Source organism: Metabacillus rhizolycopersici, assembly GCF_020075705.1.
In genome coordinates, this window is sequence record NZ_JAIQUM010000050.1 from 1 (window position 1) to 23904 (window position 23904).

Sequence of the window (23904 nt, forward strand, 5' to 3'; positions counted from 1 at the left end):
ACCTTGCGTTAGATAAAAGAGTTGTTTGGACAAAAAGAAGGCTTGAGCCGTATGATGGGAAACTGTCACGTACGGTTCTTAGGGGAGTTAGGGGCAGTGATGCCCCTCGCTTACCCGACTTAACTAGGTTTGCATACAATATTCATCTGATTTTTGGAGATCTTCTTCAACTAAAGGTGCCGGATAGTTGAAGAAGAATTTAAATCGAAAAAATTTATAAATACCCTTGACCTGGAGTTCACTCCAGTTGTTATGATTTCGATAGTGAAGGAGGACATTATTATGATGATTTCAGAAGTAAGTGAAAAATTTGGTATCTCACCTGATACCCTACGTTATTATGAACGAATAGGTCTAATTCCCACTATAAACCGTAACAAAAGTGGGATAAGGGAATACACAGAACAGGACTGTCGATGGATTCAAGTTATTTTGTTTATGCGTGACGCAGGGATGTCTATAGAGCTGTTGTTGGAGTACGTAGAAATGGTTCATCAAGGAGATAAGACGATGCAATCAAGAAAGGAACTGTTAATTAAACAACGAAACCAGTTAGTGGAAAGAATTAATGAACAACAGAAAATCTTAGAGCTTTTGAATGGAAAAATTGAGAGTTATGAACAATCTGTAGTACCGAATGAAAAAAAACTGATGGGAACAGACGATTAAAGAATGAAGAGAGGAGATACAAATTATGACCAAACAGAATAATTTGCTTATATTTATTTTGACCGTAGGCGTTTTCGGTATCCTAACTACTGAAATGGGGGTAATTGGGATATTACCTTTAATTGCTGACCACTTTCAAATCAGTGTATCCAAAGCAGGGCTTCTAGTGAGTCTCTTTGCACTTGCTGTTGCAATTTCCGGCCCGATTATGCCGTTATTGTTTTCAGGAATAAATCGTAAGAAGGTAATGCTACTTGTGCTTGGCATTTTCGTTATAGGTAACATTGTCTCAGTATTTGCATCAAACTTTACTGTCTTGCTAATTGCTCGTGTGATTCCAGCCTTTTTTCATCCGATTTATTGTGCATTGGCTTTGACAGTAGCTGCTACTTCCGTTAGCAAGGAAGAAGCTCCAAAAGCTGTTTCTAAAGTGATTTTAGGAGTAACCGCAGGTATGATACTTGGTGTGCCAATTACTAATTATGTTGCAAGTGCAACTTCTTTAGAAATGGCGATGTTATTCTTTGCCTTCGTTAATGCGGTTGCATTCATAGCTACATTGGTATTTATTCCATCTATGCCTGTAAAAGAAAGACTGTCTTATGGATCTCAAGTAGTTGTATTAAAAAAACCAATTACTTGGTTAGCTGTTGTAACTGTCATATTTATAGGTTCTGCAACTTCAAGTATTAGTACTTTCATTGCAGAATATCTTGAAACCATTACGAATTTATCAGGGAATATCTTAACTTTGGCATTATTTGTATTAGGTTTAGCAAGTCTAATTGGAAACCTTGTAGGTGGTAGGTTACTTATGAGAAATGCCATGAAAACTGCAATAGCTTTTCCAATTGTATTAGGAATAGTTCATTTATTGTCGTTCGTAACGAGTAAGTCCACCGGACCTATGATGATAACGATTTTGTTATGGGGAATCTTATTTGCTATAGGAAATAATGTTAGTCAATATTGGATTACATCTGCTGCTCCAGAAGCTCCTGATTTCGCTAATGGATTGTTTCTATCATGCGGTAACTTAGGGATAACGATTGGAACCGCAGTAGGTGGATTATTTATATCAGGACTGGGTACTCAATATATCGTATTAGGGGGATTACTATTCTTAATAATGAGTTTGGTATCCATTTTACTAAGAAACTACATGTACAGTCCTACAACAAAACAACTTGCTAGCTAAGAAGTAAAGGTAAGTTTGTGAACATTTGTACTTAAACTAGGGTGCAATAGTGTAAAAAAGCAGCGGAAAATCCGTTGCTTTTTTTCTTATTTTTCTAAAAGTATTTTCTGTAAAATTCTCTTCTAAGATTTCCACTTAACTGGGCATAAACCCTTGTGGTTTCGCTCTTTTCGTGACCTAGTAAACTTTGAATAACATCGATAGGAGCTCCGTTGTTCAATAGGTGTGTGGCATAACTGTGGCATAGTTGGTGTGGATGTATTTCTTTGTTGATCCTTGCACGATTTGAAATTCGTTTTATAATGTACCGCATCTGGGCAATACTCATTTTATGTGGGTTCCGTTTGGTGACAAAAATCGCTGGATCTTTATCCTGTCGAAGATCTAAGTATCGTTGCAGGTTAGTTCAATAGAATAGGATTATTAATTTAAGGCTAAATTTGTAGAGTTAACTTTACAGAAGCTTTATATAATCCTGCAATAATATACTATAAGCCATTTAATTTTAAGATGTATAATTTGCTTGGGCAGTATCTGCGGGAACTGTACCTTAATGGCAACTTACATAAAATAAAAGGTTTCTGCCTAGATCCGATTGCCGGACAGGGACAGAGGGATGGAACATGTAATAGAGTATTTTAGATCATCTGCCTTCAGAAGGATCTTTTTATTTGCTCTTCGAATTGTTTAACCTCTCCCGAAATTAAAGGAGGGAATATGATGAAACAAACTACAGATTTCTTGAAAATGAAGCAAAGCAATGAAAAGATTGTCATGTTAACAGCCTATGACTATCCTTCTGCAAAACTTGCAGAACAGGGTGGCGTTGACGTCATTTTGGTTGGTGATTCGCTTGGAATGGTGGTTCTGGGTTACGATTCAACAATCCCGGTTACACTCGAAGACATGATTCATCACACGAAAGCTGTTAAACGAGGGGCAAAAGATACATTTATCATTACGGATATGCCTTTTTTAACCTATCATTTATCTGTTAGAGATACATTAACCAATGCCGGGAGATTAATTCAAGAAGCCGGTACCCATGCTGTGAAGCTGGAAGGTGCTAATGAAGTCATCGAACATATCGCCGCCCTGACAAGGGCAGGAATTCCCGTATGCTCCCACCTTGGGCTGACACCACAATCGGTCGGAGTTTTAGGCGGATATAAGGTGCAGGGAAAAGATGCATCAGCCGCTAAAAAATTGCTGGAAGATGCTAAGAAATGTGAAGCGGCAGGGGCATTTGCGATTCTTTTGGAATGTGTTCCAAGACAACTTGCAGAAGAAGTAACCAAAGTCCTTTCCATTCCGGTGATTGGAATCGGTGCTGGATTGGATGTGGATGCCCAGGTTCTCGTCTATCATGATATTTTAGGCTATGGTGTTGAGCGGGTCCCTAAGTTTGTCAAACAATACCATTCATTGAATCCGTTTATATTGGAATCAATTCAAGCTTATACTGCTGATGTGAAGAATAAACGTTTTCCTGAAGAAAAACATTCTTTTACGATGAAGGAAGAGGAACTGAAAGGACTTTATGGAGGCAAGCAATGAATGTGATTACAACTTGCTAAAAGGTAAGATTCACATAAAAGTCATTCAGGAGAATTATGAAGTTGTGCTCTGGCTGGCACATTCTATCCGGAAAGGGACAGCATCAGCTTCTCCTTCACTTCGTTCACTACAGACATAAAAGGACATTGGTTTCCTGCTTAGCGTAAGGAAAATAGGTTTTTTCTACCAGTAAATTTCCAGTGGATAATATACGCGTTTTGCAGTCAGGACCCTTAATAAAACCCGTCTTTTATTTTGTGCTACACAATAAAATATAACTTATTGGTACCCAAAATTTGTAGAGTTAGCTTTATAGAATAATCCTGCAATAATATACTATAAGCCATTTAATTTCAAGATGTATAATTCTATGAGAATAACTTGAAAGGAGCTTTCCTCATGAATATTACATCTTTTGTCTTTTACTGTTTTATTGTTACTTTTACACCAGGACCTACTAATATCGTCATATTATCCACAGTGAATAATTCTGGGACAAAAAAGGCAATAGAATATACGTACGGAGCAACTATTGCTTTTGGTTTATTACTTGCTATTTCTGCTATGTTGAATACTATACTTGTTACGATAATACCCAAAATTTTAATTATTATGCAGATATTCGGAAGCTTTTATATGTTGTATCTCGCTTATCAAATTTACAAAATGGATTCATCAAAACCATCTGTAAACCAAACAGGTACGTTTATGTCAGGCTTTCTTACGCAGTTTTTAAATCCAAAGGTGGTAGTATTTACAATGACTGTAATTCCTACCTATATTATGCCCTACTATGTCTCAATACCTGCGGTTACAATAAGTGTTATAGCTATAACTGTTATTGGATTTTTAGCATTTGTTACATGGGTACTTTTCGGTACGATCTTCAAGGAGTTTTTACAGCAGCATAAAAAGATTGTGAATGTATTGATGGCATTGTTTTTAGTTTATGCTGCAATAATGATATGGATGTAGGTAAGCTAATTAAGAGGTGAATTAAATGGACAAATTTATCTATAAAAAATCGGCAGGTATTACTGCGTTGTCAGCAAGTATTACTGATTTTACATATAAAAAGCACTCTCACAAGGAGTATGCAATAGGGGTAACATTGCGTGGTATTCAACAATATAACCTGGATGGCAGTTTACAATTATCCTATCAAAATGGTGTTATGCTTTTTAATCCAGAACAGGCACATGACGGAATGGCAAAGGATCATGAGGCAGGACTTGATTATGTTATGTTATATATTGAGCCGCAATTGCTTTTAGAGGTTATGGAGAAAAAGGATATAGTACGTTTTTCGACCCCTATTGTGTATGATTATAGACTTCAACAAAGAATAGTAAGTCTTTCTAATGCGATATTAAGCGAAAGAGATGAGGCTTTGTGCAATGAATTACTTTTATCCCTCACAGATAGTCTCATTCATACGAATCTTTCTACAGACTATAAGAAAGATAACGCTCTAATTAGAAAAGCAAAGGATATACTTCATACCAACTTAGAAAATGTACTTAAACTTGACGAGATATGTAAAGAGCTTAATTTATCGAAGTTCCAGTTTATAAGATTATTTAAGGCTCATACTGGAATTTCACCATACCAATACTTTCTAAACTGTAAGATAGAACGTGCAAAGCAGTTAATAGAAAAAAATGGAGATATATATTCGGCAGTAGCTGAATGTGGTTTTGTTGATTTAACCCATTTGAATAAACACTTTAAAAGCGTATATGGAACAACAGCATTTGAATATATGTCACATATAAATTGAGGAGGAGTTTTGAATTTTAGGAGGAAAAGCTTATCCAAAAAATCTAGTATTATTTTCTTTGAAAGAAAATTTCCAAGTGCAGACATGATCCTTATTAAGGATCAGCTCCCGATTCTTATTAATACTGGTTTTGGGAGTGATGCGAAAGAGACAGAGCAATTAATTAAAGAAGCAGGCGTTTCTCCCGAAGAGTTACACCTTATTGTAAACACGAACTATCATAGTGACCATGTTGGAGGCAACTATCATCTACAAAAAAAATTATGGTGTTACGATTGCTGCTTATAAATGGGACGCCGATTTAATTAATTCTTGTGACCCTGAAGCCTGTAGTGCAGAATGGTTAGATCAGTCTGTAGAATCTTATCGAGTCGATATAAAGCTCTCAGATAACGATGAGATAATACATACAGGAAGTAGAACCTTGAAAGTCTTGTATACACCGGGACATACGTTAGGGCATATTAACGGGCTGCGTTCTGCAAGCAGAGACGCTTTTTCACTAACGAAATCAGGAAAGTTAAATATCGGTTGATAGTGTTGTAATATTGAGATTATTATTTAACATACAGTATAAAACCTTCAGGGGGAGATTTCTATGTCATTAAAAGTAGGAGATATAATTACATTTGAACGGACTTTTACCGTAAGGGATGTTGAATTATTTACAGAGATTTCTGATGATGAAGGGATTTATCATATAACCCGAGATGAACAGGGAAGACTTGTAGTTCAAGGATTATTAACGGCAACTTTACCAACAAAAGTGGGTGGAGATAATAACGTACTGGCTCGTACTATGAATTTTGAGTTTTTAAGACCTGTGTTTACGGGAGATACAATAATTTGTGAAGTTTAAATTGAAAAATACGAAAGGCAGGAAAATAATAGAACAGCTATTATTGCATCCTTTTTATGTAAAAATCAGAATGAAAAAGAAGTATTAAAAGGGGATTTTTCAGGTGAAACACTTTAAATTTTTTATACTTTCTTCAACTACCATGAAAGTTAATTCTATACAAAGCCTAAAAATGACAATGCTAAAGTAGACCCAGCATTGTCAATTTTTTTAAGCTGTGCCTTAAAATAAAAACCCTATGTCGCCAATATTATTATATCCACATTAATCCAACTTTCATTCTCTGTGGTGAAGCGCTGATTTTTTCGCTTCATGGATGGCTAAAGGGTAGCGATGCTTCAATAATGGAGGATCCCTTTTCTTATTTCGCTAACGGCGCAGGTTAGTTGAATAAGTTAGAGCGAAAGGAAAATATGGATTCGCAAATTAAAAAAGCCTAAATCTACTTCTCATAAACAAAGTGGATTCAGGCTTTACTTATATCACTATGAACTTCAAAATCAAAAATATGGTGAGCTTCCACTCGCTTTTTTTGATGAAATTTCTGAATGTAAAATGTTACATAATATTGTAATTCCCTGATGTAATAATAGCTCGTTCATATAAGAATAACTTACTCTTAAGTGATTATTTTCCTGCTCTACTAGGAAACATGCTGAACCTGGTAAGAATGTTAGTTGTTGTTTTTTTGCTTCTAATAGAACGTGATTACTATCTAGCCAAGAGGGAAGACTGATCCATAGGTTTAATCCACCCTGCGGGATTACCCACGAAACTCCATCAGGCGAATGTTGAGAAAGTAATTCAAGAACCAAATCGCGTCGGATCCTTAAAGCCGTTCTCAATTTTTTCAAATGATCCAGCATTCTTTTAGAATTGATAAATGGCAAAATGGATTTTTGTGTGAGTAAGGGACTTCCCAAGTCAGTATTTGCTTTGGCTGCCAATAAACGGTTAAATATGGAGCCTGTAGCAGCTACTATTCCAATCCTACAACCTGGCGCAAGTGTTTTGCTTAACCCTTTTAAGTAAATGACATGACCGTGATGATCCATACTTTTAATGGAAGCGGGTGGTTTTTTATCAAAGTAAATCTCACTACATGGATCGTCCTCTATAATAATACTTTGGATACTTTGAGCTATATCAAGAAGCTGTCTACGACGTTTTAACGTCATAACAGAACCTGTTGGATTATGAAAAGTAGGAATTGTATATATGATTTTGGGTTTATGTTTATCACATAAATTTTGAAGTATATCTACTCGCATTCCATCCTTATCAACAGGAACGGTAAGGATTGTAGCCCCTCTTCCACGAAAAACATCAATAGCACCAGGATAGGTAGGAGCTTCCATCACAACCACATCCCCTGGTCCTACGAATGTGCGTGCTACAAGATCGATTCCTTGTTGTGAACCACTCGTAACTAATATATTCTCAGGTGTAGTGGGAACTTCAAATCCTTTTAAATACTCATGCATTGCATTTCTAAGTTCTGCATCTCCTTGGATTTCTCCATATTGAGATAAAATTCTTGGGTTATTGGAAAGCATTTTATGAACCTCTTGCTCTAAAAATCGATTAGGAAGAAGTCCTGGATCAATCATAGAAGATGAAAGGTGAATTTTTTCAGGGACAAGATGAAAACGGGCAAACTGAGATCTAGGTAGATAATCTTGGACAGATAGCTGCCAATCGTAAGAAAGAGTCTCCTCTTTTTTATCTACTTCCTCACTTTTTTTAACTTTTACAAACGTTCCTCTTCCTTGGATAGAAGTGATAAAACCCTCTTTTTCCAACTCTTGGTACGCTTTTACTACTGTAACCAAACTTACTCCAAGTTGTTTCGATAAATCACGGACTGAAGGTAATTGTACCCCTTCTTGTAAGAGTCCTGAACGAATCCGATCAATAATTGATTGGTATATTTGCTTGGATAGTGAAATTTCAACATTTCGTTGAATGTCGATTTGCATGGTTTAACTCCTTTAAGTGTTATATTACTGTGTTGAGTGTTATACAAGATAATGTATAAAATACTGATATTCTAATAATTACATTATAACACATGGAGGGATAAAGAATTATGAAGTATTTTGTAGTCGATGCGTTCGCAGAAAGAGTTTTTGAAGGTAATCCAGCTGGAGTATGTATTATGGAGGAATGGTTACCAGATGATACTATGCAAAACATTGCTGCCGAAAATAATCTTTCTGAAACAGCGTTTGCTGTTAAAGAGGAAGAGGGATATCGTTTAAGATGGTTTACTCCGGGTGGAGAGATTGACCTCTGTGGGCATGCTACTTTGGCAACAGCTTACGTCATTTCCAATTATTATGAAAACAATGTAGAGAGAATAAAGTTTCAGACAATGAGCGGAGAACTAGTTGTGCTGAAAAAAGATGAACTTTACGAAATGGATTTTCCTAGCAGGATGCCTGAAGAATTTACGTTAACAGAGCAAATGGTTGAGGCTCTTGGTATAAAACCCATTGAAACCTATTTAGGCAGAGATTTAATGTTTGTACTAGAAAAGGAAGAGGAAGTTCTAAATGCCTCTCCTGATTTTTCTAAACTGGAAAAATTACCGGATGGTTTGGGAGTTTTAATCACATCCAAAAGTGAAAAGTACGATTTTGTTTCCAGATGCTTTTTCCCTAAATTAAATGTAAACGAAGATCCTGTGTGTGGTTCTGCACATTGTAATTTCATCCCTTTCTGGTCTAAACGTCTAGGAAAGGATGAAATGGTGGCAAGACAGCTTTCCAAGCGCGGTGGAACATTATACTGCAAATTAGTTGGTGACAGAGTAACAATCGGCGGAACTGCAGTTTTATATTCCATTGCAGATATCAATTTCGATTGTTGATATGGAAAATTTAAAATATAACGAAACGAAAACAACAAGTAGAATGGAAGAATTAAAAGCGGCATTTTATGTCGCTTTCCATACACTATTTCAATGCTGAAAAGTGTTACGGTCTTGGGAATGATATATGGAGTGCTCTTGCAATCCAAAGAGTACGGTGTTTTGTGGTGACTTGTTTGCAATTTTGGAAGAAGGACGCATTGCTTAGTATTGTAAGGGCACGATTATTACATGGTTTTTGTACAGTTTTTATTTTAATTATTTTATTCACAACGGGGTGAAGACTTGAGACGTATTCATTATAGTTGGATTATTTTATTAATAGCTTTTTTCTCTATTATTATAGCAGGTATTATACGATCCTCATCAGGAGTGTTCATAGTGCCTTTTGAAAATGATTTCGGATGGGAACGCTCAACAATCTCATTCGCCTTTGCGATTAGTCTTCTTCTATATGGAATTTCTGGTCCCTTTATGGCTACTCTAATAGAGGTATTAGGTTTAAAGAAAATGATGATTTTAGCAATGACAACGCTATTGATTGGCATTCTGCTCACCTTTTTAATGGTTAAACCTTGGCAATTATTTTTGATTTGGGGAATTATTATCGGCTTAGGTTCGGGGTTGTTCTTAACCGTATTAAGCCCATATATTGCGAATCGATGGTTTGAAAAAAGAAGAGGACTGGTACTTGGTATTTTAACGGCGAGTACAGCAACTGGACAGTTAGTACTTCTCCCGTTACTAGCATTTATCGTAGAAACATATTCGTGGAAATGGGCAATAGGTCTTATCCTTATCCTTAGCTTCATTATGTTGTTAATCATACTATTATTTATGAAAAACTCACCCAAAGAAATAGGAATTCTTCCATACGGACTTAAAGAAGAATCAGATGTTAGTCAAATAGTCGAAAAGAAAAACCCCATCTTTATAGCGTTTTACACTTTATTTGAAGCGGTAAAAGTGAAGGGATTTTGGTTACTGGCAGGTAGCTTTTTTATTTGCGGACTTTCGACTAGTGGATTAATCGGTACTCATTTTATTTCTTACTGTATAGGATTTGGTTTTGCTGCTGTGACCGCAGCTTCGATGCTTTCTTTGATGGGGGTCTTTGATTTAATAGGTACAACTCTTTCTGGATGGTTATCTGATCGGTTTGATAATCGTTGGTTATTGTTTTGGTATTATAGTTTAAGAGGAGCCTCTCTTGTGTTTTTACCCTTTGCCCTTTCCGAAGGTTCTTTTACTCTGCTTATTATTTTTTCTGTGTTTTACGGATTAGATTGGATTGCTACTGTACCTCCAACTGTTAACATTTCAAGGCAAATCTTTGGAATCGAAAAAAGTGTAGTCGTATATGGCTGGATCTTTGCAGCTCACCAATTAGGTTCAGCTGTGGCTGCAGGTGGAGCAGGGATCATATATAATATCTTCAACTCCTACTCCTGGGCATTTGTTCTGGCAGGATTGTTTTGTTTGATCGCAAGCCTATTTGTAATAGTGATAAAAAAAGAGAACTTAAAAGTTGAAGTGAATCAATCACTCGAAACCTAAATTTTTAATGGGTTGAAACTTCCTTAGCGTTGTAAATCTGCATTTTCCTGACGCTAACCTTAAATGAAATGGATTATGAAGTTTTACTTTGCAGAAAGATCGAGTCGAATATCCAAAATATTACAGTGGATGAAGTGGTCATAATATAAAAAGTTGATGATGCGAAGGGGTTTTCATATCCATAAAATTTAGTGAAAATTGCTGTTACAATTGCAGACCAAAATCCATAGATTATGAGATAAATAATATTAAATTTTTTAGGTTTTTGGTTTAGTTTAAATTGTATAGGTAATCCAATGACTAGATAAATAAAAAAGGAAATTAAAGAGTATATTGCAATACCGAAAAAAGAGAAATAAGATAAATCCACTAAAAAAACTGGGCGTGCGCCTATCAATAGATGATTTTGGAACGGGGTATTCATCATTAGCTTATTTAAGAGACTTTCCTATTGATAGCTTAAAAATTGATCGATCATTTGTCGAAGAAATTCAAAAAGATAATGGAGTTATTGTTAAAACGATTATTGATATGGCTTCCCATTTAAGTGTTAATGTGATCGCCGAAGGAATCGAGACGGAGGATCAGTTATATTTTCTTTCGCAGTTGCGCTGTTACGAAGGGCAGGGATTTTTATTTTGCCGCCCTTTATCAGGTGCAGAGTTATATAAATTATTACCACAAAATGAGTTTAGTTAAATTAAAAGATAAAAGAGGGGATAGCCCATAGCCAATTAGATTTGTGTAAGTTTATCATTTGGAGCCAGAAGACCAGAATCCTCAAGACGAGATAGCGGATAAGTGGGGGATGAATGGCTTTTTTGAAAAATAATTCTTTAAATAGGGTAATCTTGTTTAACTAAGAAATCTATATAAGTTTGAAGTAAGGAAGTTTACTTAATTGAATACTACTTTTAGATTAACATAATACTTTACTTAACCTTCAAAAAAATCATCCTATCTTGCAAAAGGATGATTTATCTTGGGTATATAATTTTGCCTTACTTAATTGGCTGAAATCCCAAATCAATGGGACTCCAGCGGATATTGATAAACGTTGTTTAGGTTATAAACGTCTTTTAGAAACATTACAATCTGCGCCTGAGATTGTCCCCAGCCATGATTAAAAGATTTATAGATTTGGTAGTAATAGCCCATCGTGTGTTAATCTATCATAGCATTTTGCAAGACAATCGCCCCTTTTATTATTGTCTTGTTTGCGGATTTTCCTTCTAATTGGATTTTATTTTCCCTTTTGGTAATTTGAAGAGTAACATGATCTCCTACATAAACAGGGTTCAAGAAAGATAGGTCATACTTTAATGGCAAAATCTCTGGGGATAGTAATTCGTTTGAAAGGATACTCCAAACTTTTGCCATCGTTAACATGCCATGAGCGATTTTACTTTCGAAGCCTTGTTGTTGTGCATGCTTTTCATCTAAGTGGATTGGGTTAAAATCTCCAGATACATTCGCATATTCTACTATATCTCGTTCTGTTACTTGAAAGCTAATTGTTTTCAAATAGATCACCTGCTATCAAATGAGATGTTCCTGAAAAACAGAGGATCCCACTGCTATCATAGATTTGAAGAGTTTGATTGATAAATGTCAAGTTGTGACGCCGGAATTGATCCTTTAAGATAATGAAACCTTGATATGGCTGGTTGATATACATCACGTGATGAGACTCGCATTGTTGTTTCCTATGGATAATGGGATGCTGTAGTTTCCAAGGAGTTTCGATCAGCTTATAGGCAATCATCGGCATAGTAGGAGGGAGAGGGATCGTTTTGTATCCATACATATGTGCTCCTGTCAAACTAAGATATATCGGATTTTGATCACCTACTGCTCGAACAAATTGTTGAACATCGGCTTCTTTAAATAAGAGGGGATAAGCATTTGTTTTCATTTTAACACCTCAAATAACATGGCAACCCCAATCCCTCCAGCACTGCCGATTGCAGCCAGAACGAATTTTATTCCATGTCTTCTTTGTACTTCGTAAAACAGCCTTGTGACTAAGACTCCACCAGAGGCTCCGTATGGATGTCCAATTGCAAGAGCACCGCCATGAACATTCAGTTTTTCGTACGGAATCCCAAGTTCTTGTGAACATGCGACAATTTTGGATGCAAAGGCTTCATTAATTTCAATGAGATCAATATCTTCCATTTTTAACTGATTTCTATGTAATAATTCACTAATGGCAGATACAGGGGCAATTCCAGGATAAAAAGGGTGTATACCAGACACTTGGCTATCGATAAAGCGTAAAACAGGTTGAAAACCAAGCTTAATAGCTGTTGACTCCGCCATAATCAATGCTGCACTTGCACCATCATGAATGCCACAACTATTTGCTGCTGTAACAGTTCCAATCTCTTTTACAAAAGTTGAACTTGCTCTCTTCAAGAGTTTCTCCATGTTACGTTCCTTAAGTAATTCTTCATCTTTGCTAAAGTGCTCAAGAGCAAGGATCTCTTGTTCGTAAATCCCTTTTTGCTGAGCAGTCCTACTACGTCGATAACTTAATAGGGCATATTCATCCTGTCTTTCTCTTGAAATGTGATATTTCTTGGCCACATATTCAGCGGCAATTCCCATATCAGGATCACCTATCTTACCTGGAGAAAATTGTGCCCTTGATGGATAAGGGGATGTGCTTGTACTTTCAACACCACCTGCAATGTAGCAGCGGCCCGCACCTGCTTGAACAAGGTAACACGCAATTCGAATGGCCTCAAGTCCTGCGCTGCATTGCCGATCAATGGTTAAACCTGTGACAGAAAGAGGAAGTTCTGCTTCTAAAGCAGAGAGCCGAGCTACATTACCTCCAGGACCGACTACATTTCCAAGGATGACATCATCTATTTGATGCTCAACACTATGCGCTAGATGCTTGAGAAGAGGGGCCGCTAGCTCATGTGGATGAAATTCACGAAGCATCCCATTTTTCTTTCCAAGTGGGGTTCGCTTAGCCTGGACAATGACAGCTTTCATCATAAACGTACCAACTTTCTTTCAATCATTTCCTTAATTTGAACGCGGTCTATTTTGCCACTTGACATCAGTGGCATCTCTTCTACGAAATACCACTTTCTTGGGACTTTATACGATGCTAATTTTTTCCTACATAAACCTCTAAGCTCCTTTTTACTAGCACTTCCTTTTACAACTGCTGTTATCATCTGCCCCCAATAAGAATCAACGATCCCGACCACAGCTACCATATTTACATTTTTGTGTGAGGATAATACAGTTTCAATCTCTTCTGGGAAAATATTAATTCCTCCGTATAAAATCATCTGATTTTCGCGCCCAGAGATATATAAATATCCATCCTCATCAAGGTATCCCATGTCGTGAACCGTAATCCACCCATTTTCGTCTTCAATAGATTGGAGAGTTTGATGATTAGCATGTAAGTATCCCATAAACATCATGTTACTTTTAACATATATTTTACCAATTTCATTAGGCTTTGCTAGTTGCTGGTTGGAACAGCGTATTTGTATGTCTACATTGAGACACGGCTTTCCAACAGATTCTGGCTTTTGTTTGTGCTGCTGATCAGTTAATACCGTAATAAAACTCAACTCGCTAGCCCCAAATAACTCGTACAAAGATAAATAAGGAAATTTTTTCCGCATTCGACGTTTCGAATCATCTTCCCATTTTGCACCAGATGAAACCATTTTTACCGGTTTTTCGATTAAATCATCTTCCTTTAGTAACGCTTCAATCATAGTAGGGACGAGATATACGACCGAAATAGGATATGTATGCATGAATGATAATGTCTGGGTGGGGGAGAATTTTTCTAAAACATACACGGTTCCTCCTAAAAATAAGGTGCTAATTGCTCCATATAAAAAATGGGAATGGATCATGGTTCCTGGAATGAGTACGTGGTCGAATTCTTCGATTTGGAGATCAACACGATTGCATTGGAAACTCTCCACCCATGAAGTATGAGATCGAATGAACGCTTTAGGATTGCCTGTTGAACCAGAGGTAAACCCCATATAAAAAGGGAGGTCCCCATCAATCATGCCACTTTCTGTAAAACATTCTTGTTTTATTTTTTTCAGGCAATCCTCCCAAAGCATGACATTTGGATAAATTTTACGGAGCTTCTGATACATATCCTGCGTTGTAATCAACAGCGAAGGGGAGGATAGATTTATTCGATTGTGTAGTTCTGTCTCCTTCCATTTTAGGTCGAAGGGAACAGCCACCCAGCCAGCAGCGGAAGCCCCTGCAAAAAGTTGGAGAAAAGGGATTCCGTTTGGCAGATAGATTCCGATTGTTTTATTTGTAGACGGAAGAGAATGAAACCACTTGGCTGTTTTTCCTACTTGTTCGTGCCATTCAAGGTAGTTTAATTTTTGGTTATATGTCTGAATAGCTATTTTGTTAGGGGTATTCTTGGCATGTTCTGCATAAGTTGACGTAATGCCCATATAGATTCTCCTTTCAAAAATGGTACATCAAAGTGATTTCGCATTATTTTGATAAAGCAAGACTTCCATCAGTGGGGGGCTTTTTCCCCACTGATGGTTAGCGAGACTTATCGGGCTTTTACGGGCAGTTCACTTAAGCTTAGAGGTGGGGGTATTACTGCCCGTTAATGCGGGATAAAAAACAGGATGCTTTTTTAATCTATAGACTAAAACGGAAGCTAAAACAGCCTTCAGCACATCTCCAGGAAGATAAACTAAGCTCACCTTTATTGTTTCAATTAAAGGTATGTTCAAAATGAAAGCTTGAACAGGTATACCAAAAAGATAAATCAAGAAGATTCCTAATGTCATATTTGTCATTAGAATATGTTTTAAAGATAGAGTACGAAAGAGTGATAACATATACCCGACACAAAAAGCAACAATAGGGTAAGAAAACAAATAACCGGCACTCGGTCCAACAAAAACACCGATACCTCCGCGACCACCAGATAAAAGCGGCATACCGGCAGCTACAAGCATCAAAAATACAAGCATACTCCATGCCCCAAGTCTAGCTCCTAGTACTCCTCCGGCAAGTAGAACACCTAATGTTTGAAGAGTAATCGGAACCGGCGTAAACGATAGCATAATTGGAGGTAGAAGACCCAATGCACCCATAAAAGCAGCAAATAATGCAACGTACGTAATTTCCTTGATTTTCATAGAATTTTCCTCCACTTACATTTAATAGTTTCATTGACGTTATTTTAAAGCTGAACAACAATAAATGTCAACGAAAATAATTTTAGGTTAACATATGGTGTGAAATTAATTTATATAGCATAAAAAATATTAAATTAATTTAATATTTAAAAATAGTTTACAAATCAATTATATGTAGTTCAAATAATAATAAAAGGAGTTTGTTGAAATGGAATTATGAGCTTTAAACGTGCTAAAATTGTAATAAAACAGCTATGTTAGAAGGTGAAAACATGTATTATGTAGTTTTAGATCTTGGTTGTGCAGAATGTGGGGAAAGTTCAAATATACTTGGTATATATACGACAAAAGAGAAGGCAAAAAAGGCAATGGCCGAATACAAGGAGATCCATCGTTTAGATGATGATTCAAATCATGAATTCTTCATTTATAAAATCGATGAAATCGATAAGATTTATCATAATAGTTATGAACATATTGTAAATTAATTGAGGCAATACCCCTTTTTCAACATATTATGAGAAAAAGGGGTATTGTTTCATGGAAAAATATTATTGCTCCAAATGTATGCTTCTTAATGATGAGAAAGAATCTTGTATCCAATGTGGGAACAGTGATCTTAAACCAATTTCAATCCAAGTACAAACACATCAATCAAAATATATTGTTGAAGAATAAACATGACAGCTATTTAAGCTGTCAATTTTTCTATATTATCCAATTCGGTTAAATCAGAAAGAAAGATTTAGTTTCATGAATTTATTCTTTTACCATTTTTAGCAATCAATCTGAATGAATTTTCGCTTTTTCGTAATTTGATTATATTTAGATATGTTTATTTCCAATATTCCATTATTCAAGCTGGCAATGATCTCTTTTTTTTCAATATCATAAGGGAGGGTAATCGTTCTAGTTATATTCTCCGAAATTTTCTCGCTTTTTTTACTTGAGTCAGGTCGAATTGAAATTGTAATCTTTTCATTAGAAGCAGTGATTTGGATATCTTTTTTCTTTTTCTTTTCTCCAAGCTCAGCTTCAATAATAAAATCTTCACTGGTTTCAAATAAGTCAACCCTAAACGTGTGTTCATCCAGTAAGCTCGTGAATGGATCGATAAAAAATTGTGCCATCCATTCTTCAATGCCATTAATATTCATTGGGTTTGAACACTTTTTAATATTCATTTGTAATGACCTCCATAGTACTGAAACTCCTTTTAATCAATAATGTTAGATGCCCCTCTAAATAATAAAATATGCACGTTTACATTTATTGTGTTAGGAATCTTCCCTATAGAGAAATTTAATTTGCTGCTTTTTTCGACAAAGAACAAAAGCGGAAGCATCTTGATTAACCTCGGGCAAATAAGACGATTAGGAATAGAAGGTGTTTTTTACCTTCAATTCCTGATTGGCTGTAGACCCAAGATGCAGTCAAGAACGCGACGTCTTGTCGCATTGACTGCACTTGCACGTCCTGTGCTTCGGGGCCGGACGCTTACGCTGGATGTCGTGCGCTTATCCACAGTATAAGAATTTTATAGTTTCCGAAACAAATAAAAAGGAATGGGGGTCATCCCATTCCTTGGACTTACATGTCATGCCCAGCATTATGCTTTTGTCGAGTATGATTTGCATTTTTTACTTTTTTCGATCCATCTAGAGGTTCTGGCTGTCCCGGATTATCCCCCTTAGGTGCGTTTTTTCGCATATCTTTGCCTGTGTTTTTGTTCGTCATCATTATCCCTCCTCTACATATAGAATGAGTTAAATTTCTAAAAACATTCTTATTTACCGATGAATATTTTTTTCGATTATCTGACATACTAACACATGGTTTAATCTTTGCTTTAGAAAGGAGCGAAATCGAATTATGCCATATCATAAAGACAAGCAACAATCATTTCAAGCAGCACAGCAAGGAACGAATGAAGCCTTTCATTTGTATGAAAATATCGATAAAAGTGGAGCTGATTACGGCTTACAGCTAAAGCATTTAAAAGAAGAAGTAAATGAGGCATATCAGCAAATTAATAATGCACTTGAAAACGCATCGGAAACACAAAGACACCGACTTGAACAATATCAACGCGACCTTCAAAAGATCGTAAATGATGTAAACGAGTCAAGCGAATAAGGAAAACGACGGAGACTCCGTCGTTTTTTATCGTCGTTTAGCATACTATAAAATTCTTGTACTGTGGATAAGCACTCGACATCCAGCTGTAGCGCCTAGACCTCGGGGTCATAAGACGCGCATGAATTGAAGGCAAAGAACGCCTATTCATGCGCGTCTATGCCTGCCTTAGGCTGATCAAGGCGCTTCCGCTTTTGTTCTGAAGTAACAATCATTATTGATTTTTTTTACGTTTCTTATTATTTTGTCGTTGTGCAGCTGATAAAGGTTCATTTTGAAGTTCTTCATTGTAACCCGCTCCAGTACCTTGAGCACTTGCATCATTCATACCCAATCTCACATGATTTGCTTTTCGTTTCGTCATAAGATTCCTTCACCCCCATGGATATAGCTTGTCTCAAAATCCAGAAATGAATACAGAAGATAAAACTGAAGCTAGAAGCTTGTATCAACTAAATAAAAATATGGTATTATATGAATTGGTTTCGTCTCTTGATTAATTTCCAAACGGACTATGTAAAACGATTAAATAATCGTCCATAAATCTTCAAATTTTTTAAACAATTACTGCTAATTCGTTAAAAATTTGGTATAGTAAAAAAGTAAAACTAGTGCGCTTTCATAAGGTAAACTTATACATATCAATAACATCATTGTTATTTACTTATGTTACTAGTTGTATTAAAATTGAATTGTCCGAAATTTATTAAATTGGGGTACGATCCTTCGACAAGAGTTGATCTTGATCTTAATAAGGGGGAAAGAAGTAAATGACTAATCAAATAACAACAAAAAAAGATGCTTTCCAAGCACGTAAAAGCTTCAGTGTTAATGGAAAGACGTACAATTACTATTCATTACAAGTATTGGAAGATGCCGGAATTGGTAACGTATCACGTTTACCATACTCAGTAAAGGTTCTATTAGAATCTGTTTTACGCCAAGTAGACGGCAGAGTTATTACAAAAGAACATGTTGAAAACTTAGCAAAATGGGGAACAAACAAGCAACAGGATATCGACGTTCCATTTAAACCATCTCGTGTAATTTTACAAGACTTCACAGGAGTTCCAGCTGTCGTTGATTTAGCTTCTCTACGTAAAGCAATGGCTGATTTAGGTGGGGATCCTGATAAAATCAATCCAGAAATTCCAGTTGACCTTGTTATTGACCACTCAGTACAGGTTGACAGAGCAGGTACTCAAGATTCATTACAATTCAACATGGATCTTGAATTCAAACGTAATGCAGAGCGTTATAAATTCCTAAGCTGGGCGAAAAAATCATTTGATAACTACCGCGCGGTTCCACCTGCTACAGGTATCGTTCACCAAGTAAACTTAGAGTATTTAGCAAACGTTGTTCATGCGATTGAAAGTGAAAATGGTGAATTTGAAGCATTCCCAGATTCATTAGTTGGTACAGACTCACATACAACAATGATCAACGGTATCGGTGTTCTTGGTTGGGGTGTTGGTGGAATTGAAGCAGAAGCTGGTATGTTAGGACAACCTTCCTACTTCCCAGTACCTGAAGTAATTGGTGTGAAATTAACTGGTGAGCTTCCAAATGGTACAACTGCTACCGACTTAGCATTAAAAGTAACACAAGTATTACGTCAACAAGGTGTTGTTGGTAAATTTGTTGAGTTCTTTGGTCCAGGTGTTGCCGAGCTTCCACTTGCAGACCGTGCGACAATTGCAAACATGGCACCTGAGTACGGCGCAACCTGTGGATTCTTCCCAGTTGATGAAGAAGCGCTTAATTACATGCGTTTAACTGGTCGTGATGAAGAACAAATTAAAGTTGTTGGCGAATATTGTAAAGCGAACGGTTTATTCTTCACTCCTGAAAATGAGGATCCAATTTTTACGAAGGTTGTAGAAATTGACTTATCTGAAATCGAAGCAAATCTTTCTGGTCCAAAACGTCCACAAGATTTAATTCCATTATCAATGATGAAGGATACCTTCCATAAACATTTAGTTGCTCCAGCTGGAAACCAAGGTTTCGGTTTAGACGCAACTGAAATTAATAAAGAAATTACTGTTAAATTCAATAATGGTGAAGAAACGAACATGAAAACGGGTTCGATTGCAATTGCAGCAATTACTAGCTGTACAAATACATCAAACCCATACGTACTAGTTGCTGCAGGTTTAGTTGCGAAAAAAGCAGCTGAATTAGGACTTGAAGTTCCTAAATACGTAAAAACATCGTTAGCACCTGGTTCAAAAGTTGTAACAGCATACTTAGAAAACTCTGGTCTTTTACCACACTTAGAAAAACTAGGCTTTAATCTAGTTGGATATGGATGTACTACTTGTATCGGTAACTCAGGTCCGCTTGCTGATGAAATCGAAGAAGCAATCGCAGCCAACGATTTATTAGTAACATCTGTCTTATCAGGTAACCGTAACTTTGAAGGGCGTATTCACCCATTAGTTAAAGGTAACTACTTAGCATCTCCACCTCTTGTTGTGGCTTATGCACTGGCTGGTACAGTTGATATTGATTTACAACGTGATGCCTTAGGTAAAGACAAAAACGGAAAAGAAATATTCTTTAAAGATATCTGGCCGGGAACAGACGAAATTAACGAAGTTGTTAACAAAACTGTTACTCCTGAGCTATTCAGAAAAGAATATGAGCAAGTATTTGATGATAACGCACGTTGGAATGAAATCGAAACAACTGATGAAGCGTTATATGTATGGGATGATTCATCAACATACATTCAAAACCCTCCATTCTTTGAAGGTTTAGAAGCTGAACCTGGTAAAGTAGAAGCGTTAAAAGGTTTACGTGTGGTAGCAAAATTTGGTGATTCTGTTACGACTGACCACATTTCACCAGCTGGTGCAATTGGTAAAGACACACCTGCAGGTCGCTACCTACAAGATAATGGTGTAACACCTAGAGAGTTTAATTCATACGGTTCTCGTCGTGGTAACCATGAGGTTATGATGAGAGGAACGTTTGCAAACATTCGTATTAAAAACCAAATTGCTCCAGGTACAGAAGGTGGTTATACTACTTACTGGCCAACTGGTGAAGTAAAATCAATCTATGATGCATGTATGGATTACAAACAAGATGGTACTGGTCTTGTTGTATTAGCAGGTAATGATTACGGTATGGGAAGTTCTCGTGACTGGGCTGCTAAAGGGACAAACCTTCTAGGTATCAAAACAGTTATCGCTGAAAGCTTTGAGCGTATTCACCGTAGTAACTTAGTACTTATGGGTGTTCTTCCGCTTCAATTTAAAGCTGGAGAAAATGCAGATGTTCTAGGACTTACAGGTAAAGAATCAATTGAAGTTTCCGTTGACGAAACAGTTAAGCCACGTGATTTTGTAAAAGTTACTGCAACTGATGAATCTGGAAACAAAAAAGAATTTGAAGTATTGGTTCGTTTCGACAGTGAAGTAGAAATTGATTACTACCGACATGGTGGAATTCTTCAAATGGTCTTACGTGACAAACTTAAAGGCTAAGCAACTCTACTAGGAACGGATATAAGCTCTTTAGGCTGTCGAGATATTCTCGACAGCCTATTTTAACTATCTATTAAATTAAGCTGAATCGTTTGAGATTGGGGGCTTGTGTAACCAAATGAAAAAGGTATTAGCAATTTCATTATTGGTTTTTTTAGTTGGTTATGCTATTTTTCAGGCAATAAATCCAACTAACGCTAAAGTAGGTATAACAGAAGGAAATGTCCCACCTGACTTTGAGTTAATGACACTTGACGGTGAAAAAATGAGTCTCTCTAGCCTCGAAGGGAAAAAAGTCATTCTAAACTTTTGGGCAACTTGGTGTCCACCATGTCGCGAAGAAATGCCTGACATGCAGAAAATTCATGATGAGTATGAAGGCGAAGTTGTCGTTGCGGCTGTAAACCTTACTAGCTCAGAAAAGAATAGTGCTTCGGTTAAGCACTTTGTTGATGAATTAGGATTATCATTCCCGGTGTTATTAGATGAAGATGGGAAAATTAACAAACAATTTGAAGTGTTATCATATCCAACCTCTTATATTGTAAATAAAGATGGAGTAATTACAACGAAATTCGTAGGCGCTATGACCTATGAGCAAATGCAAGATTTTATCGCTGATTAATTAGATGTGATAAGTGGAGCATAACGAATGATTTAGCGGAACTGTTAAAGCGTTCCTTTGCTAGAAAATTCATTTTTATTATTAACAAGGAAGATCGAGGTAAATGCCACGATCTTTTTTTGTGTGCTTCACCTATAAGGATTAGTACAAAAATGGTCTTATAATCAAAAATATTTAATTGTCTATATCGTCTCAATTTCGTTTATTTTCAAAAGATTGTACTAAATGGGTGGAATATTGGACATCCTTAAAGAAACATTAGCGGAGGTGAAATTGATGAGAAAGAATAAAAAGAAATCATTTGATGAATTAGTTTTGGAGAATAAACAACAACTTTTACAGGATCAAGAAGCACTAGAGCGAATCGAAGAACGCTGGGAACAAAGAATACTAGAAAAATTAGATTAACAAGCTTTTCTAGTCATTTATCTCTTCGATGAAGGGCATTCTATCCTTGAGGAGGCGATAAACAATGACAAATGCCAACAATAAACAAAATTATTTTAACCCTAACCATATTGGTACGAAATCACGTGGATTTGGTGGTAATAAAGGAAAAAAGATGCAGGATAAATCTGGGCAACAACCTCAAGTTATCCAAACAAAGGGAGAATAACCTCAATTAAATTTAGCTGAAAATATGTTTAAAATCCTCTTCTAAATAGCAGACTAACATTGTTTCATTTGCTTATAAGAAAGGAAGGATAAATAATGGCAAAACAAAATCAACCAAACCGAGACGATCGTTCAGACAACGTGGAAAGGCTTCAAAGTATGGTGCAAAACACGATTGAAAACATTGAAGAAGCCCAAGACACACTTCAATTTGCTTCTTCAGAAGAACGTGAGCGAATTGAAGCTAAAAATCTCCGTCGTGAGGAAAGCATCAATGCGATGCGCGAAGAAATTAAAGATGAAGCACAAGCACGTGAAAATGGATATCGTAGCGACGAATAAATGAAATAAACCAGGCATGTTGCCTGGTTTATTTCATTTATCCCATTCCCTTTATGGGATATAACCCGTACTTCAAGTTTCAAGGGGAACAAAGTAGATAGAACTGCTAGTAAAAAGCTAAGGCAAGTCTCTGTTTATCATTACATACCTAGTTATGAATCCTATTTCATGCAATCGTAAAACCTTCTATGATAATATAAGAAGAAGTTGTACAATGCTTAAAAGTTGGCAGCAAGGAGAGAAGAACATGCTCGTATCAAAGTCAGAAATAGAAGTTAGGTATGCAGAAACAGATCAGATGGGCATCGTTTACCATGCAAATTATTTAATCTGGATGGAAGTAGGCAGAACAAAATTAATTCAAGATCTTGGATTTTCATATGCAGAATTGGAATCGGAAGGGATTCTTTCCCCTGTAATTGATCTTGAGATTGCTTACAAAAAGCCGTTACGATATGGTGAGACAGCTACGGTCCATACGTGGATTGAAGAATATAATGGGATGAGGATTGTGTATGGTTATGAAATTTTTACACCATCTGGGGAAGTCGCTATACAAGCCAAATCAAGTCATGTATGTGTTCAAAAAGATACATTTAAACCGATAAAATTTCGCAAACTCTATCCAGTTTGGCATGAAGCATATGAAAAGGCAAAGAAATAAATGGCATTTGGAATTTCACGCCAAGAGTTAGTCAAATGGAAGAAAGATGTATCAAGTGGGGAAATCTCGTTTTTAACACATTTCTGGATAGATGATCGTTTTCCTACCTCACATAGTGTGACAAAGGTTGGCTGCAATAACATTGAAAAATTAGCGAATTGGGGAGCTCAATTCGGTTTGAAAAAGGAATGGATAGACTTTAATGAGCAATATCCACATTTTGATTTGTTAGGTGATACACAGCTAAAGATCCTAACACACTATGGTTTAGTTGACCATATTGATCGATTTAAACTACATAAAAAGAATGATTAGTAAGAAAAAAGGTCGGAATCAATGTACAAGATAGTGATTCGACC

The 23904-nt window shown here is 36.4% G+C and carries 30 protein-coding genes and 2 pseudogenes; 21 read left to right on the plus strand and 11 right to left on the minus strand.

From position 1 onward, the window contains the following. The 3 genes from K9V48_RS18725 to K9V48_RS18735 form a co-directional block, all read left to right on the plus strand. On the plus strand, nucleotides 1-191 hold a 191-nt coding region (locus tag K9V48_RS18725; protein WP_263432883.1), incomplete at its 5' end, for a hypothetical protein. 91 nt (nucleotides 192-282) lie between these two features. After that, nucleotides 283-669: a MerR family transcriptional regulator gene (locus tag K9V48_RS18730; RefSeq protein WP_224140695.1), complete on the plus strand. Its 387-nt coding sequence runs from the start codon at nucleotides 283-285 to the stop codon at nucleotides 667-669. 25 nt (nucleotides 670-694) lie between these two features. Then, a complete protein-coding gene (locus K9V48_RS18735; RefSeq protein ID WP_224140696.1) occupies nucleotides 695-1867 on the plus strand; it encodes an MFS transporter in 1173 nt (390 codons plus the stop codon). Between the two features lie 94 nt (nucleotides 1868-1961). On the opposite strand, the pseudogene K9V48_RS18740 reads toward K9V48_RS18735, so the two are convergent. Next, nucleotides 1962-2267, minus strand: a pseudogene (locus tag K9V48_RS18740) (tyrosine-type recombinase/integrase); the annotation flags it as partial. A 320-nt stretch (nucleotides 2268-2587) separates the two neighbouring features. On the opposite strand from K9V48_RS18740, the gene panB reads away from it, so the two are divergent. From panB to K9V48_RS18775, 6 genes and pseudogenes are all read left to right on the plus strand, one after another. Further along, nucleotides 2588-3424, plus strand: coding sequence for a 3-methyl-2-oxobutanoate hydroxymethyltransferase (gene panB / locus K9V48_RS18745; RefSeq protein WP_224140697.1), 837 nt, complete (start codon nucleotides 2588-2590; stop codon nucleotides 3422-3424). Between the two features lie 399 nt (nucleotides 3425-3823). Then, nucleotides 3824-4399 (plus strand): LysE family translocator, encoded by a 576-nt coding sequence (locus K9V48_RS18755; RefSeq protein ID WP_224140699.1) that lies wholly within the window; start codon nucleotides 3824-3826, stop codon nucleotides 4397-4399. Nucleotides 4400-4424: 25 nt separating this feature from the next. Next, nucleotides 4425-5204, plus strand: coding sequence for an AraC family transcriptional regulator (locus K9V48_RS18760; RefSeq protein ID WP_224140700.1), 780 nt, complete (start codon nucleotides 4425-4427; stop codon nucleotides 5202-5204). 84 nt (nucleotides 5205-5288) lie between these two features. After that, nucleotides 5289-5492, plus strand: coding sequence for an MBL fold metallo-hydrolase (locus tag K9V48_RS18765; protein WP_224140736.1), 204 nt, complete (start codon nucleotides 5289-5291; stop codon nucleotides 5490-5492). Beyond that, nucleotides 5437-5739, plus strand: a complete 303-nt coding sequence (locus tag K9V48_RS18770) for an MBL fold metallo-hydrolase (protein WP_224140701.1) — start codon at nucleotides 5437-5439, stop codon at nucleotides 5737-5739. Before K9V48_RS18765 ends, K9V48_RS18770 begins: the two co-directional genes overlap by 56 nt. A 63-nt stretch (nucleotides 5740-5802) precedes the next feature. Continuing rightward, a pseudogene (locus K9V48_RS18775) lies at nucleotides 5803-6180 on the plus strand (hotdog domain-containing protein). Nucleotides 6181-6563: 383 nt separating this feature from the next. Here K9V48_RS18775 and pdxR read toward each other — a convergent pair. After that, a complete protein-coding gene (pdxR, locus tag K9V48_RS18780; protein ID WP_224140702.1) occupies nucleotides 6564-8042 on the minus strand; it encodes a MocR-like pyridoxine biosynthesis transcription factor PdxR in 1479 nt (492 codons plus the stop codon). A 110-nt stretch (nucleotides 8043-8152) separates the two neighbouring features. Between pdxR and K9V48_RS18785 the strand changes: the two genes are divergently transcribed. After that, on the plus strand, nucleotides 8153-8935 hold the full coding sequence (locus K9V48_RS18785) for a PhzF family phenazine biosynthesis protein (RefSeq protein WP_224140703.1): 783 nt from the start codon (nucleotides 8153-8155) through the stop codon (nucleotides 8933-8935). Nucleotides 8936-9220: 285 nt separating this feature from the next. Beyond that, nucleotides 9221-10492 (plus strand): MFS transporter, encoded by a 1272-nt coding sequence (locus K9V48_RS18790; RefSeq protein ID WP_224140704.1) that lies wholly within the window; start codon nucleotides 9221-9223, stop codon nucleotides 10490-10492. Between the two features lie 73 nt (nucleotides 10493-10565). On the opposite strand, the gene K9V48_RS29715 is transcribed toward K9V48_RS18790, so the two are convergent. Beyond that, nucleotides 10566-10919 carry a UPF0715 family protein gene (locus K9V48_RS29715; protein ID WP_368858300.1) on the minus strand — a complete coding sequence of 118 codons (354 nt, stop codon included), beginning with the start codon at nucleotides 10917-10919 and terminating at the stop codon, nucleotides 10566-10568. On the opposite strand from K9V48_RS29715, the gene K9V48_RS18800 reads away from it, so the two are divergent. Then, complete coding sequence (locus K9V48_RS18800) at nucleotides 10826-11191, plus strand: EAL domain-containing protein (protein WP_224140706.1); 366 nt, start codon at nucleotides 10826-10828, stop codon at nucleotides 11189-11191. The two genes, K9V48_RS29715 and K9V48_RS18800, sit on opposite strands and share 94 nt — an antisense overlap. A 465-nt stretch (nucleotides 11192-11656) precedes the next feature. On the opposite strand, the gene K9V48_RS18805 is transcribed toward K9V48_RS18800, so the two are convergent. The 5 genes from K9V48_RS18805 to K9V48_RS18825 all read right to left on the minus strand — a co-directional run bounded on the left by K9V48_RS18805 (nucleotide 11657) and on the right by K9V48_RS18825 (nucleotide 15666). Beyond that, nucleotides 11657-12016 carry a MaoC/PaaZ C-terminal domain-containing protein gene (locus K9V48_RS18805; RefSeq protein WP_224140707.1) on the minus strand — a complete coding sequence of 120 codons (360 nt, stop codon included), beginning with the start codon at nucleotides 12014-12016 and terminating at the stop codon, nucleotides 11657-11659. Beyond that, on the minus strand, nucleotides 12003-12407 hold the full coding sequence (locus tag K9V48_RS18810; protein ID WP_224140708.1) for an FAS1-like dehydratase domain-containing protein: 405 nt from the start codon (nucleotides 12405-12407) through the stop codon (nucleotides 12003-12005). The genes K9V48_RS18805 and K9V48_RS18810 overlap by 14 nt, the downstream gene beginning before the upstream one ends. Next, nucleotides 12404-13501, minus strand: coding sequence for an acetyl-CoA C-acyltransferase (locus K9V48_RS18815; protein WP_224140709.1), 1098 nt, complete (start codon nucleotides 13499-13501; stop codon nucleotides 12404-12406). The genes K9V48_RS18810 and K9V48_RS18815 overlap by 4 nt, the downstream gene beginning before the upstream one ends. Further along, nucleotides 13498-14961, minus strand: coding sequence for an AMP-binding protein (locus tag K9V48_RS18820; RefSeq protein ID WP_224140710.1), 1464 nt, complete (start codon nucleotides 14959-14961; stop codon nucleotides 13498-13500). The genes K9V48_RS18815 and K9V48_RS18820 overlap by 4 nt, the downstream gene beginning before the upstream one ends. A gap of 129 nt (nucleotides 14962-15090) precedes the next feature. After that, entirely contained in the window at nucleotides 15091-15666 is a 576-nt protein-coding gene (locus K9V48_RS18825) for a biotin transporter BioY (protein WP_224140711.1), read from the minus strand. Between the two features lie 272 nt (nucleotides 15667-15938). On the opposite strand from K9V48_RS18825, the gene K9V48_RS18830 reads away from it, so the two are divergent. Then, nucleotides 15939-16154, plus strand: coding sequence for a DUF7336 domain-containing protein (locus K9V48_RS18830; protein ID WP_224140712.1), 216 nt, complete (start codon nucleotides 15939-15941; stop codon nucleotides 16152-16154). 288 nt (nucleotides 16155-16442) lie between these two features. On the opposite strand, the gene K9V48_RS18835 is transcribed toward K9V48_RS18830, so the two are convergent. After that, nucleotides 16443-16850, minus strand: coding sequence for an Hsp20/alpha crystallin family protein (locus tag K9V48_RS18835; protein WP_224140713.1), 408 nt, complete (start codon nucleotides 16848-16850; stop codon nucleotides 16443-16445). A 406-nt stretch (nucleotides 16851-17256) separates the two neighbouring features. After that, nucleotides 17257-17403: a small acid-soluble spore protein P gene (locus K9V48_RS18840; RefSeq protein ID WP_111614627.1), complete on the minus strand. Its 147-nt coding sequence runs from the start codon at nucleotides 17401-17403 to the stop codon at nucleotides 17257-17259. Between the two features lie 135 nt (nucleotides 17404-17538). On the opposite strand from K9V48_RS18840, the gene K9V48_RS18845 reads away from it, so the two are divergent. Continuing rightward, a complete protein-coding gene (locus K9V48_RS18845) occupies nucleotides 17539-17802 on the plus strand; it encodes a hypothetical protein (protein ID WP_224140714.1) in 264 nt (87 codons plus the stop codon). Nucleotides 17803-18016: 214 nt separating this feature from the next. Here K9V48_RS18845 and sspO read toward each other — a convergent pair whose 3' ends face one another. Then, nucleotides 18017-18166, minus strand: coding sequence for a small acid-soluble spore protein SspO (sspO, locus tag K9V48_RS18850; RefSeq protein WP_224140715.1), 150 nt, complete (start codon nucleotides 18164-18166; stop codon nucleotides 18017-18019). Between the two features lie 406 nt (nucleotides 18167-18572). Here sspO and acnA point away from each other — a divergent pair, with 406 nt between their 5' ends. The 7 genes from acnA to K9V48_RS18885 all read left to right on the plus strand — a co-directional run bounded on the left by acnA (nucleotide 18573) and on the right by K9V48_RS18885 (nucleotide 23860). Further along, entirely contained in the window at nucleotides 18573-21299 is a 2727-nt protein-coding gene (gene acnA, locus K9V48_RS18855; RefSeq protein ID WP_224140716.1) for an aconitate hydratase AcnA, read from the plus strand. A gap of 118 nt (nucleotides 21300-21417) precedes the next feature. Beyond that, complete coding sequence (locus tag K9V48_RS18860) at nucleotides 21418-21924, plus strand: TlpA family protein disulfide reductase (protein ID WP_224140717.1); 507 nt, start codon at nucleotides 21418-21420, stop codon at nucleotides 21922-21924. A gap of 276 nt (nucleotides 21925-22200) precedes the next feature. Further along, a complete protein-coding gene (locus tag K9V48_RS18865) occupies nucleotides 22201-22332 on the plus strand; it encodes an FbpB family small basic protein (RefSeq protein ID WP_224140718.1) in 132 nt (43 codons plus the stop codon). A gap of 64 nt (nucleotides 22333-22396) precedes the next feature. Then, nucleotides 22397-22540, plus strand: coding sequence for an acid-soluble spore protein N (locus tag K9V48_RS18870; protein ID WP_224140719.1), 144 nt, complete (start codon nucleotides 22397-22399; stop codon nucleotides 22538-22540). A 95-nt stretch (nucleotides 22541-22635) separates the two neighbouring features. Continuing rightward, nucleotides 22636-22881 carry a small acid-soluble spore protein Tlp gene (gene tlp / locus K9V48_RS18875; protein ID WP_224140720.1) on the plus strand — a complete coding sequence of 82 codons (246 nt, stop codon included), beginning with the start codon at nucleotides 22636-22638 and terminating at the stop codon, nucleotides 22879-22881. A gap of 247 nt (nucleotides 22882-23128) precedes the next feature. Continuing rightward, nucleotides 23129-23545 (plus strand): YbgC/FadM family acyl-CoA thioesterase, encoded by a 417-nt coding sequence (locus K9V48_RS18880; RefSeq protein ID WP_224140721.1) that lies wholly within the window; start codon nucleotides 23129-23131, stop codon nucleotides 23543-23545. Continuing rightward, on the plus strand, nucleotides 23546-23860 hold the full coding sequence (locus K9V48_RS18885; protein WP_224140722.1) for a hypothetical protein: 315 nt from the start codon (nucleotides 23546-23548) through the stop codon (nucleotides 23858-23860). The last annotated feature ends 44 nt before the right edge of the window (nucleotides 23861-23904 follow it).

Coding starts and splice junctions, on each gene's coding strand:
- K9V48_RS18730 (WP_224140695.1), top strand. CDS start 283: ATGATGATTTCAGAAGTAAGTGAAAAATTTGGTATCTCACCTGATACC.
- K9V48_RS18735 (WP_224140696.1), top strand. CDS start 695: ATGACCAAACAGAATAATTTGCTTATATTTATTTTGACCGTAGGCGTT.
- panB (WP_224140697.1), top strand. CDS start 2,588: ATGAAACAAACTACAGATTTCTTGAAAATGAAGCAAAGCAATGAAAAG.
- K9V48_RS18755 (WP_224140699.1), top strand. CDS start 3,824: ATGAATATTACATCTTTTGTCTTTTACTGTTTTATTGTTACTTTTACA.
- K9V48_RS18760 (WP_224140700.1), top strand. CDS start 4,425: ATGGACAAATTTATCTATAAAAAATCGGCAGGTATTACTGCGTTGTCA.
- K9V48_RS18765 (WP_224140736.1), top strand. CDS start 5,289: ATGATCCTTATTAAGGATCAGCTCCCGATTCTTATTAATACTGGTTTT.
- pdxR (WP_224140702.1), bottom strand. CDS start 8,042: ATGCAAATCGACATTCAACGAAATGTTGAAATTTCACTATCCAAGCAA.
- K9V48_RS18785 (WP_224140703.1), top strand. CDS start 8,153: ATGAAGTATTTTGTAGTCGATGCGTTCGCAGAAAGAGTTTTTGAAGGT.
- K9V48_RS29715 (WP_368858300.1), bottom strand. CDS start 10,919: ATGATGAATACCCCGTTCCAAAATCATCTATTGATAGGCGCACGCCCA.
- K9V48_RS18810 (WP_224140708.1), bottom strand. CDS start 12,407: ATGAAAACAAATGCTTATCCCCTCTTATTTAAAGAAGCCGATGTTCAA.
- K9V48_RS18815 (WP_224140709.1), bottom strand. CDS start 13,501: ATGATGAAAGCTGTCATTGTCCAGGCTAAGCGAACCCCACTTGGAAAG.
- K9V48_RS18820 (WP_224140710.1), bottom strand. CDS start 14,961: ATGGGCATTACGTCAACTTATGCAGAACATGCCAAGAATACCCCTAAC.
- K9V48_RS18825 (WP_224140711.1), bottom strand. CDS start 15,666: ATGAAAATCAAGGAAATTACGTACGTTGCATTATTTGCTGCTTTTATG.
- K9V48_RS18830 (WP_224140712.1), top strand. CDS start 15,939: ATGTATTATGTAGTTTTAGATCTTGGTTGTGCAGAATGTGGGGAAAGT.
- K9V48_RS18835 (WP_224140713.1), bottom strand. CDS start 16,850: ATGAATATTAAAAAGTGTTCAAACCCAATGAATATTAATGGCATTGAA.
- K9V48_RS18840 (WP_111614627.1), bottom strand. CDS start 17,403: ATGACGAACAAAAACACAGGCAAAGATATGCGAAAAAACGCACCTAAG.
- K9V48_RS18845 (WP_224140714.1), top strand. CDS start 17,539: ATGCCATATCATAAAGACAAGCAACAATCATTTCAAGCAGCACAGCAA.
- sspO (WP_224140715.1), bottom strand. CDS start 18,166: ATGACGAAACGAAAAGCAAATCATGTGAGATTGGGTATGAATGATGCA.
- acnA (WP_224140716.1), top strand. CDS start 18,573: ATGACTAATCAAATAACAACAAAAAAAGATGCTTTCCAAGCACGTAAA.
- K9V48_RS18860 (WP_224140717.1), top strand. CDS start 21,418: ATGAAAAAGGTATTAGCAATTTCATTATTGGTTTTTTTAGTTGGTTAT.
- K9V48_RS18865 (WP_224140718.1), top strand. CDS start 22,201: ATGAGAAAGAATAAAAAGAAATCATTTGATGAATTAGTTTTGGAGAAT.
- K9V48_RS18870 (WP_224140719.1), top strand. CDS start 22,397: ATGACAAATGCCAACAATAAACAAAATTATTTTAACCCTAACCATATT.
- tlp (WP_224140720.1), top strand. CDS start 22,636: ATGGCAAAACAAAATCAACCAAACCGAGACGATCGTTCAGACAACGTG.
- K9V48_RS18880 (WP_224140721.1), top strand. CDS start 23,129: ATGCTCGTATCAAAGTCAGAAATAGAAGTTAGGTATGCAGAAACAGAT.
- K9V48_RS18885 (WP_224140722.1), top strand. CDS start 23,546: ATGGCATTTGGAATTTCACGCCAAGAGTTAGTCAAATGGAAGAAAGAT.